The 13,965-nt window shown below is 57.9% G+C and carries 12 protein-coding genes; 11 read left to right on the top strand and 1 reads right to left on the bottom strand.

The window, feature by feature from the left end:
- Positions 1 to 31 precede the first annotated feature (31 nt).
- The 10 genes from tap (at position 32) to SK50_RS15570 (ending at position 11,377) form a co-directional block, all read left to right on the top strand.
- The gene (gene tap / locus SK50_RS15615) at positions 32 to 1,633 is read left to right on the top strand and encodes a methyl-accepting chemotaxis protein IV (protein ID WP_017693235.1); all 1,602 of its coding nucleotides are present in this window, start codon (positions 32 to 34) and stop codon (positions 1,631 to 1,633) included.
- A 19-nt stretch (positions 1,634 to 1,652) separates the two neighbouring features.
- On the top strand, positions 1,653 to 2,519 hold the full coding sequence (gene cheR / locus SK50_RS15610; RefSeq protein WP_017384409.1) for a protein-glutamate O-methyltransferase CheR: 867 nt from the start codon (positions 1,653 to 1,655) through the stop codon (positions 2,517 to 2,519).
- Positions 2,516 to 3,565: a protein-glutamate methylesterase/protein-glutamine glutaminase gene (locus tag SK50_RS15605; RefSeq protein WP_014884341.1), complete on the top strand. Its 1,050-nt coding sequence runs from the start codon at positions 2,516 to 2,518 to the stop codon at positions 3,563 to 3,565. Before cheR ends, SK50_RS15605 begins: the two co-directional genes overlap by 4 nt.
- A 17-nt stretch (positions 3,566 to 3,582) precedes the next feature.
- Positions 3,583 to 3,972 carry a chemotaxis response regulator CheY gene (gene cheY / locus SK50_RS15600; RefSeq protein ID WP_000763862.1) on the top strand — a complete coding sequence of 130 codons (390 nt, stop codon included), beginning with the start codon at positions 3,583 to 3,585 and terminating at the stop codon, positions 3,970 to 3,972.
- A 10-nt stretch (positions 3,973 to 3,982) separates the two neighbouring features.
- On the top strand, positions 3,983 to 4,627 hold the full coding sequence (gene cheZ / locus SK50_RS15595; protein ID WP_003859718.1) for a protein phosphatase CheZ: 645 nt from the start codon (positions 3,983 to 3,985) through the stop codon (positions 4,625 to 4,627).
- Between the two features lie 150 nt (positions 4,628 to 4,777).
- Complete coding sequence (gene flhB, locus SK50_RS15590) at positions 4,778 to 5,926, top strand: flagellar biosynthesis protein FlhB (protein WP_017693236.1); 1,149 nt, start codon at positions 4,778 to 4,780, stop codon at positions 5,924 to 5,926.
- Positions 5,919 to 7,997: a flagellar biosynthesis protein FlhA gene (gene flhA, locus SK50_RS15585; RefSeq protein WP_003859723.1), complete on the top strand. Its 2,079-nt coding sequence runs from the start codon at positions 5,919 to 5,921 to the stop codon at positions 7,995 to 7,997. Before flhB ends, flhA begins: the two co-directional genes overlap by 8 nt.
- Positions 7,997 to 8,389, top strand: coding sequence for a flagellar protein FlhE (locus SK50_RS15580; protein WP_023303901.1), 393 nt, complete (start codon positions 7,997 to 7,999; stop codon positions 8,387 to 8,389). Before flhA ends, SK50_RS15580 begins: the two co-directional genes overlap by 1 nt.
- A 260-nt stretch (positions 8,390 to 8,649) precedes the next feature.
- Positions 8,650 to 10,233 carry an MFS transporter gene (locus SK50_RS15575; protein WP_048229636.1) on the top strand — a complete coding sequence of 528 codons (1,584 nt, stop codon included), beginning with the start codon at positions 8,650 to 8,652 and terminating at the stop codon, positions 10,231 to 10,233.
- A 4-nt stretch (positions 10,234 to 10,237) separates the two neighbouring features.
- A complete protein-coding gene (locus tag SK50_RS15570; RefSeq protein WP_045345253.1) occupies positions 10,238 to 11,377 on the top strand; it encodes a beta-galactosidase BglB in 1,140 nt (379 codons plus the stop codon).
- 34 nt (positions 11,378 to 11,411) lie between these two features.
- Here the strand turns inward: SK50_RS15570 and argS are convergent, their stop codons facing one another.
- On the bottom strand, positions 11,412 to 13,145 hold the full coding sequence (argS, locus tag SK50_RS15565; RefSeq protein ID WP_023294934.1) for an arginine--tRNA ligase: 1,734 nt from the start codon (positions 13,143 to 13,145) through the stop codon (positions 11,412 to 11,414).
- A gap of 238 nt (positions 13,146 to 13,383) precedes the next feature.
- Between argS and SK50_RS15560 the strand changes: the two genes are divergently transcribed.
- Positions 13,384 to 13,944 carry a VOC family protein gene (locus tag SK50_RS15560; RefSeq protein WP_048229634.1) on the top strand — a complete coding sequence of 187 codons (561 nt, stop codon included), beginning with the start codon at positions 13,384 to 13,386 and terminating at the stop codon, positions 13,942 to 13,944.
- Positions 13,945 to 13,965: the final 21 nt, after the last annotated feature.

Raw genomic sequence — 13,965 nt, 5'->3', positions numbered from 1 at the left:
CGCGGCTGCTTGCCGCTTGATGGGAGCGTGGATGTTAAATCGTATTCGTATCTCGACCACACTGTTTTTGATTCTGATCCTGTGTGGGGTTTTGCAGGTTGGCAGTAACGGGTTGTCTTTCTGGGCGTTTCGCGATGGCTATCAGAATTTGCAGGAAGTTGAGACGAGTAATCAGCAGCGCTCCGCACTGGCACAAACGCGTGCCGTGCTGTTGCAGGCAAGCACGGCGCTGAACAAAGCAGGGACGTTAACCGCGCTGAGCTATCCGCCGGAGGATATTAAGGCGCTGATGGTCGTGGCCCGCAGCAGCCTGAAGCAGGCCGACGCGCAGTTTAAGGCCTTTACGGCGCAGGAGGCGGTCAGTGAGAAAGAGAAAGCGTTGAAAGTCGCCATGAAAAAGACCTTTGATGTGTGGTACGGCGATCTCGACCATCAGGCGACGTGGCTGGAAAACAACCAGCTTTCTGACTTCCTGACCGCGCCGGTGCAGGCGTCTCAGGCGGCGTTCGACGGCAGCTTTAACGCCTGGCAGCAGGATATTAACCAGTTTGTGGCGCGTGCCGGTGCGGACAGCCGTACCAGCTACCGCATGTCAGGGGCGATTTTCCTGACCATGGTGATCCTGGCCGCCCTGCTGACCGGCGGCTCGCTGTGGTGGTCGCGCAAAATGATCGTCCAGCCGCTGGCCATCGTCAGCAGCCACTTCGACAGTATGGCGAAGGGCGATCTGGCGCGTCCGGTGGCCGTGTATGGCAGGAATGAGATATCAGCGATTTTCGCCAGCCTGAAGGCGATGCAGGGGTCGTTGCGGGAAACGGTAAGCAACGTTCGCCAGGGCAGTTACGCCATGCATACCGGGATCTCCGAGATTGCGGCAGGCAATAACGATCTCTCATCCCGCACCGAACAGCAGGCGGCATCGCTGGCGCAGACGGCGGCCAGCATGGAGCAGCTGACCGCGACGGTAAGCCAGAACGCCGATAACGCGCGTCAGGCGTCCGACTTGTCAAAACAGGCGGCGATGACGGCGAAACGTGGGGGCGATCAGGCCTCTCACGTCGCCAGCACGATGCAGGAGATTGCCGCCAGCTCGCAGAAAATTGGCGACATTATCAGCGTCATCGACGGTATCGCGTTCCAGACCAATATTCTGGCGCTGAACGCGGCCGTTGAAGCGGCGCGTGCCGGGGAGCAGGGGCGCGGGTTCGCGGTGGTTGCCGGTGAAGTCCGAAACCTCGCCAGCCGCAGCGCCAATGCGGCGAAAGAGATCAAAGGGCTGATAGAAGAGTCGGTCTCCCGCGTTCAGCAGGGCTCCGCGCTGGTGGATACCGCCGCGCAGACCATGCACGAGATTGTCACCTCCGTGACGCGGGTTAACGACATTATGGGCGAGATTGCCTCGGCGTCTGATGAACAACGCCGTGGTATTGAGCAGGTGGCGCAGGCCGTTACACAGATGGATCAGGTTACGCAGCAGAACGCCTCACTGGTGGAAGAGGCGGCGGCGGCTACCGATCAGCTGGCAAACCAGGCGGATCACCTTACCGGGTTGGTCGCCGTATTTAATGTGAAAGAGCACGTTGAAGCAGTAACAGAAGTCGGACGGTCACAGGCCGTGCCCGTTGTATCCTGAATGTGATTAAGAAGGCGCTATGACATCACCCATGCCCTCAGGGCAAACGTCATTATTGTTGCAGATGACACAGCGCCTCGCGCTGTCCGACGCGCATTTTCGTCGGATATGTCAGTTAATCTACCAGCGTGCGGGGATCGTGCTTGCGGACCATAAGCGAGACATGGTCTACAACCGGCTGGTGCGGCGCTTGCGTACGCTGGGGCTGGATGATTTTGGCCGCTATCTGAGCATGCTCGAAGCGAACCAGAACAGCGCCGAATGGCAGGCATTTATCAACTCATTAACCACCAACCTGACCGCGTTTTTCCGCGAGGCGCATCACTTCCCGGTGCTGGCGGAACACGCCCGTCGCCGTAGCGGAGAGTATCGCGTCTGGAGCGCGGCGGCCTCTACCGGGGAAGAACCGTACTCGCTGGCCATCACCCTGGCGGACACCCTGGGCATGGCGCCGGGCCGCTGGAAAGTGTACGCCAGCGACATCGATACCGAAGTGCTGGAAAAAGCCCGTAACGGCGTTTATCGCCAGGATGAGCTTAAAACGCTGTCTCCTCAGCAGCTACAGCGTTACTTCATGCGCGGTACCGGCCCGCATGAAGGACTGGTGCGCGTACGCCAGGAGCTGGCGAACTGCGTGGAATTTGCTCCCGTTAATTTACTGGATAAGCAGTACAACGTGCCGGGGCCATTCGACGCCATTTTTTGCCGTAACGTGATGATCTATTTTGATAAAACGACGCAACAGGACATCCTGCGTCGCTTTGTTCCGTTGCTCAAGCCTGACGGTTTACTGTTTGCCGGGCACTCGGAAAACTTCAGCAACCTCGTGCGTGAGTTTAGCCTGCGTGGGCAAACGGTATATGCGCTGAGTAAGGAAAAAGCATGAGTAAAATCAGGGTATTGTCTGTCGATGATTCAGCGCTAATGCGTCAGATCATGACCGAAATCATCAATAGCCACAGCGATATGGAGATGGTGGCGACAGCGCCCGATCCGCTGGTCGCGCGGGATTTAATCAAAAAATATAACCCCGACGTGCTGACGCTGGATGTTGAAATGCCGCGCATGGATGGCATCGATTTCCTGGAAAAATTAATGCGCCTGCGCCCGATGCCGGTGGTGATGGTGTCATCTCTGACCGGTAAAGGTTCAGAAATCACCCTGCGCGCGCTGGAGCTGGGGGCGGTGGATTTTGTCACCAAGCCGCAGCTCGGCATTCGCGAGGGGATGCTGGCGTACAGCGAGATGATCGCCGAGAAAATCCGTACCGCGTCGCGCGCAAAACTCGCGGCCCACAAGCCGATGGCAGCTCCGGCAACCCTGAAGGCAGGGCCGTTACTCAGCTCGGAAAAGTTGCTGGTCATTGGGGCGTCAACCGGAGGAACAGAGGCAATTCGCCATGTACTCCAGCCATTGCCGCTCTCAAGCCCGGGTATTCTGATCACGCAACATATGCCGCCAGGGTTTACCCGTTCGTTCGCGGAGCGCCTGAATAAGCTGTGCCAGATCAGCGTGAAAGAGGCGGAAGACGGCGAGCGCGTGCTGCCGGGTCACGCCTATATCGCCCCGGGTGACAAGCACATGGAGCTGGCGCGCAGCGGGGCGAACTATCAAATCAAAATTCATGACGGGCCGCCGGTTAACCGGCACCGTCCGTCGGTGGATGTGCTGTTTCATTCGGTGGCGAAACATGCGGGGCGCAACGCCGTTGGGGTGATCCTGACGGGAATGGGCAACGACGGCGCCGCCGGAATGCTTGCGATGCACCAGGCTGGCGCCTGGACGATTGCGCAGAATGAAGCAAGTTGTGTGGTGTTCGGCATGCCGCGCGAGGCCATCAATATGGGTGGCGTAAGCGAAGTGGTCGATCTTAGCCAGGTAAGCCAGCAGATGCTGGCGAAAATCAGTGCCGGACAGGCAATACGTATTTGACTCAGGAGTATTATTTTATGGCGGATAAAGAGCTTAAGTTTTTGGTTGTGGATGACTTTTCCACCATGCGTCGCATTGTGCGCAACCTGCTGAAAGAGCTGGGCTTCAACAATGTTGAAGAAGCAGAAGACGGGGTGGATGCGCTGAACAAACTCCAGGCTGGCGGGTTTGGTTTTGTGATTTCCGACTGGAACATGCCGAACATGGACGGTCTCGAACTGCTGAAAACCATCCGCGCGGATGCGGGCATGGCCTCTTTGCCGGTGCTGATGGTGACCGCAGAAGCGAAGAAAGAGAACATTATTGCCGCTGCACAGGCGGGCGCAAGCGGCTACGTGGTGAAGCCATTCACCGCGGCGACTCTGGAAGAGAAGCTCGGGAAGATCTTCGAGAAACTCGGCATGTGAGGTGATGGATATGTTGCAACCTGCTATGAAACCCGTTGAAGAACATTCGCCGAGCGACATTATTGCTCGCATTGGTAGCCTGACCCGCATGCTGCGTGACAGCCTGCGTGAGCTGGGGCTGGACCAGGCTATCGCCGAAGCGGCGGAAGCCATCCCTGACGCGCGCGACCGTCTGGACTACGTCGTACAGATGACCGCGCAGGCGGCCGAGCGTGCGCTGAACAGCGTTGAAGCCTCGCAGCCGCACCAGGATGCGATGGAGAAGGGGGCGAAAGCGCTGAGCAAACGCTGGGATGAGTGGTTTGAGAACCCTATTGAGCTGGCGGATGCCCGCGAACTGGTAACGGATACCCGTCAGTACCTGGGTGACGTGCCGGGGCACACCAGCTTCACCAATGCCCAGCTGCTGGACATCATGATGGCACAGGATTTCCAGGACCTCACCGGCCAGGTGATCAAGCGCATGATGGATGTGATTCAGGAGATTGAACGTCAGCTGCTGATGGTGCTGCTGGAGAACATACCGGAACCGGCTGCCCGTCCGAAACGCGAGAACGAAAGCCTGCTCAATGGTCCACAGCTTGACACCAGCAAAGCGGGCGTGGTGGCGAGCCAGGATCAGGTGGACGATCTGCTGGACAGTCTTGGTTTCTGATTGCCCGTTCTGCCTCAGCTCGTTAACGCGGCCTGAGGCAGCTCAGAACAAAAACAGCGAAAAGAGCCCGAATAAACGGGCTTTTCTCGCCATTGGATTTTCTCTGCGCTGGCATGATACCCGTGAATTAATGGGCTGCGAGCAGGCACAGTGGCAGAAGAGAACGACGACAAAACAGAAGCCCCCACACCCCACCGACTTGAAAAAGCCCGTGAGGATGGGCAGATCCCCCGATCCCGAGAGCTGACATCCCTGCTGATCCTGGTGGTGGGCGTCTGCATAATCTGGTGGGGCGGGGAGATGCTCGCCCGCAGACTGGCGGGAATGCTTTCTGCTGGCCTACGTTTTGATCACAGCATGGTCAATGACCCCAATCTGATCCTCATTCAGATCATCAACCTTGTGAAAAGCGCGATGCTCGCCTTGCTGCCGCTGATCGCGGGCGTGGTCATCGTGGCCCTGGTTTCGCCGGTCATGCTCGGTGGCCTGGTGTTCAGCGGAAAATCGCTGCAACCGAAATTCTCTAAGCTCAATCCGTTCCCCGGCATTGCGAAAATGTTTTCCGCGCAAACCGGGGCTGAGCTTCTTAAAGCGATCCTGAAATCGCTTCTTATGGGCAGTACCGCCGGGTTTTTTCTGTGGCACCACTGGCCGGAGATGATGCGCCTCATCAGCGAGTCCCCGATGACGGCGATGAAGAATGCCCTGAACCTGGTCGGGTTATGCTCGCTGCTGGTGGTACTCAGCATTATTCCGATGGTGGCGTTCGACGTTATCTTCCAGATCTATTCCCATATCAAAAAGCTGCGAATGTCGCGTCAGGACATCCGCGATGAATATAAACAGATGGAAGGCGACCCGCACGTTAAGGGCCGTATCCGCCAGATGCAGCGCGCCGCCGCGCGTCGGCGCATGATGGAAGATGTGCCGAAAGCCGACGTCATCGTCACCAACCCGACCCACTACTCCGTGGCGCTTCAGTACGACGAAAACAAAATGAGCGCGCCGAAAGTGGTGGCGAAAGGGGCCGGGCTGATTGCGCTGCGCATTCGTGAAATCGCCACGGAAAACCGTGTGCCGATCCTGGAAGCACCGCCGCTGGCTCGCGCGCTGTATCGCCACGCGGAAATTGGACAACAGATCCCGGGCCAGCTCTACGCCGCTGTCGCAGAGGTGCTGGCCTGGGTGTGGCAACTGAAACGCTGGCGTTTAGCGGGCGGTCAACGACCTGTAAAACCTGAGAACCTTCCGGTGCCTGAAGCACTGGATTTTTTGAACGAGAAGGACACTGATGGCTAATCTGGTGGCAATGTTGCGCCTGCCCGGCAACCTGAAATCGACGCAATGGCAGATCCTTGCCGGACCGATTCTGATCCTGCTAATTCTGTCGATGATGGTGCTGCCGTTACCGGCATTTATCCTCGACCTGCTTTTCACCTTCAACATTGCGTTGTCCATCATGGTGTTGCTGGTGGCGATGTTCACCCAGCGCACGCTGGAGTTCGCCGCGTTTCCAACGATCCTGCTGTTCACCACGCTGCTGCGCCTGGCGCTGAACGTTGCCTCCACGCGTATCATCCTGATGGAAGGGCACACCGGCGCGGCGGCGGCGGGCAAGGTGGTCGAAGCCTTCGGTCACTTCCTGGTGGGCGGCAACTTCGCCATCGGTATCGTGGTGTTCGTCATTCTGGTGATTATTAACTTCATGGTTATCACTAAAGGGGCGGGGCGTATCGCAGAAGTGGGCGCGCGCTTCGTGCTCGACGGGATGCCGGGCAAGCAGATGGCCATCGACGCGGACCTGAATGCCGGGCTGATCGCGGAAGATGAAGCGAAAAAACGCCGTGCTGAAGTGACCCAGGAGGCAGATTTCTACGGCTCCATGGACGGTGCGAGTAAGTTTGTGCGCGGTGACGCCATCGCGGGCATTCTGATCATGGTGATTAACGTCGTCGGCGGCCTGCTTGTCGGCGTGCTGCAACACGGCATGGACATGGGCCACGCAGCGGAAAGCTATACGCTGCTGACCATTGGTGATGGTCTGGTGGCGCAGATCCCGGCGCTGGTGATCTCCACCGCGGCGGGCGTGATTGTGACTCGCGTCAGTACCGATCAGGACGTGGGCGAGCAGATGGTGGGGCAGCTCTTCAGCAACCCGCGCGTTATGCTGCTCTCCGCGGCGGTGCTGGGCCTGCTCGGTATGGTGCCGGGCATGCCAAACCTGGTATTCCTGCTGTTCACCGCTGCGCTGCTGGGGCTTGCCTGGTGGATGCGTGGCCGGGAAACGCAGCCTAAGGCAGAGCCTGCGCCGGTCAAAATGCCTGAGAACACCCAGGCGGTGGAAGCCACCTGGAACGACGTACAGCTCGAAGATTCGCTGGGGATGGAAGTGGGGTACCGCCTGATCCCGATGGTGGATTTCCAGCAGGATGGTGAGCTGCTTGGCCGTATCCGCAGCATTCGTAAAAAATTCGCCCAGGATATGGGCTTCCTGCCGCCGGTGGTCCACATCCGGGACAATATGGATCTCCCGCCCGCGCGCTACCGCATCCTGATGAAAGGGGTGGAAATCGGCAGCGGTGATGCGTACCCCGGCCGCTGGCTGGCGATTAACCCGGGCACCGCCGCAGGCACGCTGCCGGGTGAGCAGACGACCGACCCGGCCTTTGGTCTGGCGGCAATCTGGATTGAGAGCGCCCTGAAAGAGCAGGCCCAGATTCAGGGTTACACGGTCGTTGAGGCCAGTACCGTGGTGGCGACGCACCTCAACCACCTGATTGGCCAGTTCTCCGCGGAACTGTTTGGACGTCAGGAGGCGCAGCAGCTGCTCGACCGCGTAACGCAGGAGATGCCGAAGCTGACCGAAGATTTGGTGCCGGGCGTACTGACCTTAACCACCCTGCACAAAGTGCTGCAAAATCTGCTCGATGAGAAGGTGCCCATTCGCGATATGCGTACCATCCTTGAGACGCTGGCCGAACATGCGCCGCTGCAAAGCGATCCGCACGAACTGACGGCGGTGGTGCGCGTGGCGCTCGGACGCGCCATTACCCAGCAATGGTTCCCGGGAACCGGCGAAGTGCAGGTCATTGGCCTGGACACGCCGCTGGAACGTCTGCTGCTTCAGGCGTTGCAGGGCGGTGGCGGGCTGGAGCCGGGTCTGGCGGACAGATTACTGGCGCAAACCCAGGAGGCGCTGGCGCGTCAGGAGATGCTGGGCGCGCCGCCGGTGCTGCTGGTGAATCACGCGCTGCGTCCGTTGCTGTCGCGCTTCCTGCGCCGGAGCCTGAACCAGCTGGTAGTGCTGTCGAATATGGAGCTGTCCGATAACCGCAATATTCGCATGACGGCGACCATAGGAGGGAAATAATGCGTAAGTGGCTGTGGATCTTACTTTTCCCGCTGGCGGCGCAGGCCGCAGGCGAGGGGGCATGGCAGGCCAGCAGTATCGGCTTGACGCTCAACCATCGGGGTGAGTCGATCTCCTCCCGTCCGCTGTCCGCCTCTGAGCCCGTGTCCGGGCAGATGACGCTGGTGGCCTGGAATTACACCCTGACGGGACCCACACCGGCCGGGTTGCGGGTGCGGCTGTGCTCGCTGACCCGCTGCGCGGAAATCGAGGGTCAACGTGGCACTACCCAGGCCTTCAACGGGGTGTCTGCTCAGGAGCCTTTACGCTTTATCTGGGAAGTGCCAGGCGGTGGACGTCTGATCCCGGCGCTGAAGGTTCAGCGCAACGAGGTGCTCGTCAACTACCGCTAACTGCCCGCCTTTTCGCCAGTCTCCAGGCATTTCTGAAGGCTGGCTCGCAAAAATGACCTTCCCTTTTGATACAAAAGAAACGCTGTTTTATAAATCAGTGACACGCGTATTGACACTCTTTGCGTTTTTGCCATTCACCACTTTGTGATGGCAGAAACAGAAAGGTATCAACAGGTCGATACTTTTACTGTAGCCGTGTAAAAACTCCCGGACGAGGTTGCTTACAGGGAGTCTCCCAAAACTGATTAGGGTTGACGGCAATGAAAACACGTAAAATTGGACTCGCAAATTATTTTGCTTACGGGTCAGGGGACTTCCTCGGGGCGGGGACTACCGCCCTGACGGCCGCCTGGCTTTTGTATTTTTATACCACCTTCTGTGGACTCACACCGATTGAAGCAACCTTTATCTTCGCTGCCGCAAGGGTGCTGGATGCGGTTGTCAGCCCGTTAATGGGCTTTTTAACCGATAACTTTGGCACCACCTGGCTGGGCAAGCGTTTTGGCCGTCGTAAGTTCTTCATCCTGCTCGGTATTCCCTGCGTTTTCAGCTACTCGCTGATGTGGGTAGGGGACATGAGTTTCTGGTACTACCTGCTGACCTATCTGATCTTTGATATCGTCTACACCATGATCCTGGTGCCGTACGAAACGCTGGTGCCGGAGATGACGGACGATTTCAAACAGAAAACCAAATTCTCCGGGGCGCGAATCTCTATGGCGCAGATGTCCGCCATTCTGGCCTCCTTCCTGCCGGGGATCCTGCTCACGCATTTCGGCAAAGACAACGCGATCTCCTTCTTCTATGCAAGCCTGGTCTTCTCCGTACTCTGCGCGCTGATGCTTACTTTCGTCTGGTTCTTCACCTGGGAGCGTCCGCGGGAAGAGTGGTCTGAAGCGGCTCTGCGTGCCGAGGAAGAGAAGAAAAAGCTGACCCTGGGCCAGAGCCTGAACCGTCTTTTTGTCGAATTAAGTTCGACGCTGCGCATCAAGATTTTCCGCCAGCATCTGGGGATGTACCTTGGCGGCTACATCGCCCAGGACGTCTTTAATGCGGTGTTCACCTATTACGTGGTATTTGTGCTGATGCAGGAGGCGTCAATGGCGTCCAACCTGCTGGGCACGATGGCCATCTTCCAGTTCCTCGCCGTGATCGGCATGATCCCGCTGTGCATTCGCTTCGGACCTGCGCCGTCTTACCGCATGGTGGTCGTGCTGTTTGGTCTGGCCTCGCTCTCTTACGCGGTGCTTTATTACGCGGGCCTGAGCGACGTTTACGCTCTGCTGCTGCTGATCTCTGCGGTTGCCGGTCTTGGCCGCGGGGGTATCAACTACGTACCGTGGAATACCTACACCTACATTGCTGACGTGGACGAAGTGATCACCGGTCAGCGTCGCGAAGGGATCTTCGCGGGCATCATGACGCTGACCCGTAAAGCGTCTCAGGCCGGTGCGGTGATGCTGGTGGGGATCGTGATGCAGATGTCGGGCTTTATCAGCGGGCAAAAAGTGCAACCTGCGGAAGTGAGCCACACCATTCTGATGATCCTGAGCGTTGGCACTATTCTGGTGCTGTTCTGCGGCTTCCTTGTCTCCCTGCGCTTCAAACTCAATTTGCAGACTCACAGCACCCTGCGTGAAGAGACCGCGAAAATGCGCGAGTCCGGCCATGCGATGCCAGAGGCGGTGACCCCGCAGGCCCGCGCTACCGTGGAGATGCTGGCGGGAATGCCGTATGAATCCCTGTGGGGCAACAACAACATCGGTTATCTGAATCGCAATAAGCCGGCGGCCCCTTCGCTGAAGGATCGCGCGGTACTGAATTCGACATACAACAGAGGTTAAGATGATGAAAGTTTGGCCTGTCAAACATAGCCCGTTACTGCGTCAGCCTGAGCGCTTTATCGCCAGGGATGAGCTGAAATCGCTGATTCAAAAGGTGACGCATAACCTGGTCAATATCCACGACAAAACGGGTGAGTTTTTGCTGCGGCTGGACGACGGGCGCGTGATCGACACCAAAGGCTGGGCCGGATGGGAATGGACCCACGGCGTCGGTTTATACGGTATCTGGCAGTATTACTGCCAGACCGGTGACGAAGGCATGCGCGAGATTATCGACAGCTGGTTTGCTGACCGTTTCGCTGAAGGCGCAACCACCAAAAACGTGAATACCATGTCGCCGTTCCTGACGCTGGCGTATCGCTACGAAGAGACCAAAAACCCTGCCTGGCTGCCGTGGCTGGAAAGCTGGGCGGAATGGGCGATGAATGAGATGCCGCGCACCGAACATGGCGGCATGCAGCACATCACCCTGGCGGAAGAGAACCATCAGCAGATGTGGGATGACACGCTGATGATGACGGTGCTGCCGCTGGCGAAAATCGGCAAGCTGCTGAACAAGCCGGAGTACGTCGAGGAGGCGATCTATCAGTTCCTGCTCCACGTACAGAACCTGATGGATCGGGAGACCGGACTGTGGTTCCACGGCTGGAATTACGACGGCAATCACAACTTTGCCCGGGCTCGCTGGGCGCGCGGCAACAGCTGGCTGACCATCGTGATCCCGGATTTCCTCGAGCTGGTGGATCTGCCGGAAAACAACGCCATTCGTCGCTATCTGGTGCAGGTGCTGAACGCGCAGATCGCCGCGCTGGCAAAATGTCAGGACGAGAGCGGATTGTGGCATACGCTGCTGGACGATCCTGATTCTTATCTGGAGGCGTCGGCCACGGCAGGGTTTGCCTACGGCATTCTGAAAGCCGTGCGCAAGCGTTATGTCGGCGCAGAGTACGCAGAGGTGGCGGAGAAAGCGATTCGCGGCATCGTGCAAAACATCTCGCCGGAAGGGGAGCTGCTGCAAACGTCCTTCGGGACGGGGATGGGCAGCGATCTGGCGTTTTACCGCCAGATACCGCTGACCTCAATGCCGTATGGACAGGCCATGGCGATTCTGTGTCTGACGGAATATTTGCGGAAATATTTCTGATAATAAAAAACCCGGCGCTCGCCGGGTTTCTTTTTTACATACGTTCTACGGTTTCGATACCCAGGGTATCCAGACCCAGCTTCAGGGTCTTCGCCGTCAGCTGCGCCAGCTTCAGGCGACTGTGGCGCACCGCTTCGCTCTCGGCAGAGAGGATAGGGCAGTGTTCGTAGAAGCCAGAGAACAGACCGGCCAGATCGTACAGGTATGCACACATAACGTGCGGCGTACCGTCACGCGCGACCACGGAGAGCGTCTCTTCGAACTGAAGCAGGCGGGCAGCCAGCTGTGCTTCACGGTCTTCGGTAAGGGTCACCGTAGCATTCGCCAGCACGCTTTCGTCGATATTGGCTTTACGGAAGACGGAGAGTACGCGGGTATAAGCGTACTGCATATATGGCGCCGTGTTGCCTTCAAACGCCAGCATGTTGTCCCAGTCGAAGATATAGTCGGTGGTACGGTTCTTGGAGAGATCCGCGTATTTCACCGCGCCGATCCCAACCGCGTTAGCCAGTTTCTCCAGCTCGTCAGCAGGCATATCCGGGTTCTTCTCGGCCACCAGGCGACGCGCGCGTTCCAGCGCTTCATCCAGCAGATCGGAAAGCTTCACGGTGCCGCCCGCACGGGTTTTGAACGGCTTACCGTCTTTACCCAGCATCATGCCGAACATGTGATGTTCCAGCGGCACGGAATCCGGCACATAACCCGCTTTACGCACGATAGTCCACGCCTGCATCAGGTGCTGGTGCTGACGGGAGTCGATGTAATACAGCACGCGATCCGCATGCAGGGTTTCGTAACGGTATTTCGCACAGGCGATGTCGGTGGTGGTGTAGAGATAGCCGCCATCCTTTTTCTGGACGATTACACCCATCGGTTCGCCTTCCTTGTTTTTATACTCATCAAGGAACACCACCGTTGCGCCTTCGCTTTCCACCGCCAGATTTTTAGCTTTCAGGTCCGCCACAATGCCTGGCAGCATCGGGTTATACAGGCTTTCACCCATCACGTCGTCACGGGTCAGGGTCACGTTCAGACGGTTATAGGTGAGCTGATTCTGGGACATGGTAATGTCCACCAGCTTGCGCCACATCTCGAGGAAGTACGGGTCGCCGCCTTGAAGTTTCACCACGTAGCTGCGCGCGCGCTCGGCGAAGGCTTCATCTTCGTCATAGTGCTTTTTGGCTTCACGGTAGAAACCTTCCAGGTCTGCCAGCGCCATTTCGCCTGCGTTTTCCTGCTGCTGCTTTTCCAGATACGCGATCAGCATGCCGAACTGCGTGCCCCAGTCGCCTACGTGGTTAGCGCGGATCACCTTGTGACCAAGGAACTCGAGGGTACGCACCGCCGCGTCACCGATGATGGTGGAGCGCAGGTGACCGACGTGCATCTCTTTCGCCACGTTTGGCGCGGAGTAGTCAACCACCACGGTCTGCGCTTCTGGCTGAGCCACGCCCAGACGGTCAGACTTCAGCGCCGCGTCAACGTGGCTTGCGAGGAATGCAGGCTCAAGGAAAATGTTGATAAAGCCTGGACCGGCGATTTCGGTTTTGCTGGCGATGCCGGTGAGATCCAGATGCGTCAGTACCTGCTCAGCGAGCTGTCGCGGCGGCATGCCCAGTTTTTTAGCCACTGCCATCACGCCATTAGCCTGATAGTCGCCAAACTGTACTTTCGCTGACTGACGAACCTGTGGTTCGCAATCCGCAGGCGCACCTGCGGCAATCAGTGCCTGACTGACTTTTTCTGAGAGAAGAGCCTGAATATTCACCTGGATACCTTACGTTTTTGATGCGGGTAAAAAACACCCACGCCAGTTTAAGAATTTAGGGCGGGAGTATACTGCAAATGCCTTCGGGCGTCAGCCCTGCGGGGGGCGAAGATCGCTCAGAATCCAGGCGAAGACGGTATGCATAATCATGCAGTCGAAAAAACCGTGATTCTGCGGTTGGTCGACAGAGGGCAACAGAGTAAATTAGCGGCTTTGCGACACGAAACGAGACTGACCTATGGCGAACTGGCATACCATTGACGAACTGCATGATATTTCCGCAGATTTACCGCGCTTCACTCAGGCGTTCACAGAACTTGCCACCCGTCTCGGGCTGGATATCGCGCCGCTTGAGGCCGATCACATCTCTTTGCGCTGCCACCAGAATGCCACCGCCGAACGCTGGCGGCGTGGCTTTGAGCAGTGCGGAGAACTGCTGTCGGAGAATATCATTAACGGTCGCCCGATCTGCCTGTTCAAACTTCACGCGCCGGTAACGGTGGCGCACTGGCAACTCACCGTTGTGGAACTGCCCTGGCCAGGAGAGAAGCGTTATCCGCACGAAGGCTGGGAGCATATCGAAATTGTTCTGCCTGGGGAGCCCGAGACGCTGAACGCCCGTGCGCTGGCGCTGCTTTCCGACGAGGGGTTAAGCCAGCCGGGTATTTTCGTCAAAACCAGCTCGCCAAAAGGGGAGCGCGAACGCTTACCGAACCCTACGCTTGCCGTAACGGACGGCAACGTGACGGTGAAATTCCATCCCTGGACTATCGAGCAGATCGTCGCCAGCGAAGCGTAAGCATTGTGAGCGTCGATCCAG

The organism is Enterobacter sp. BWH64 (genome assembly GCF_001037645.1).
GTDB classification, from domain to species: domain Bacteria; phylum Pseudomonadota; class Gammaproteobacteria; order Enterobacterales; family Enterobacteriaceae; genus Enterobacter; species Enterobacter hormaechei_C.
The sequence above is the reverse complement of the archived record's forward strand: the minus strand, read 5'-3'. Positions and strand labels throughout refer to the sequence as shown.

Coding starts and splice junctions, on each gene's coding strand:
- tap (WP_017693235.1), top strand. CDS start 32: ATGTTAAATCGTATTCGTATCTCGACCACACTGTTTTTGATTCTGATC.
- cheR (WP_017384409.1), top strand. CDS start 1,653: ATGACATCACCCATGCCCTCAGGGCAAACGTCATTATTGTTGCAGATG.
- SK50_RS15605 (WP_014884341.1), top strand. CDS start 2,516: ATGAGTAAAATCAGGGTATTGTCTGTCGATGATTCAGCGCTAATGCGT.
- cheY (WP_000763862.1), top strand. CDS start 3,583: ATGGCGGATAAAGAGCTTAAGTTTTTGGTTGTGGATGACTTTTCCACC.
- cheZ (WP_003859718.1), top strand. CDS start 3,983: ATGTTGCAACCTGCTATGAAACCCGTTGAAGAACATTCGCCGAGCGAC.
- flhA (WP_003859723.1), top strand. CDS start 5,919: ATGGCTAATCTGGTGGCAATGTTGCGCCTGCCCGGCAACCTGAAATCG.
- SK50_RS15580 (WP_023303901.1), top strand. CDS start 7,997: ATGCGTAAGTGGCTGTGGATCTTACTTTTCCCGCTGGCGGCGCAGGCC.
- SK50_RS15575 (WP_048229636.1), top strand. CDS start 8,650: ATGAAAACACGTAAAATTGGACTCGCAAATTATTTTGCTTACGGGTCA.
- SK50_RS15570 (WP_045345253.1), top strand. CDS start 10,238: ATGAAAGTTTGGCCTGTCAAACATAGCCCGTTACTGCGTCAGCCTGAG.
- SK50_RS15560 (WP_048229634.1), top strand. CDS start 13,384: ATGGCGAACTGGCATACCATTGACGAACTGCATGATATTTCCGCAGAT.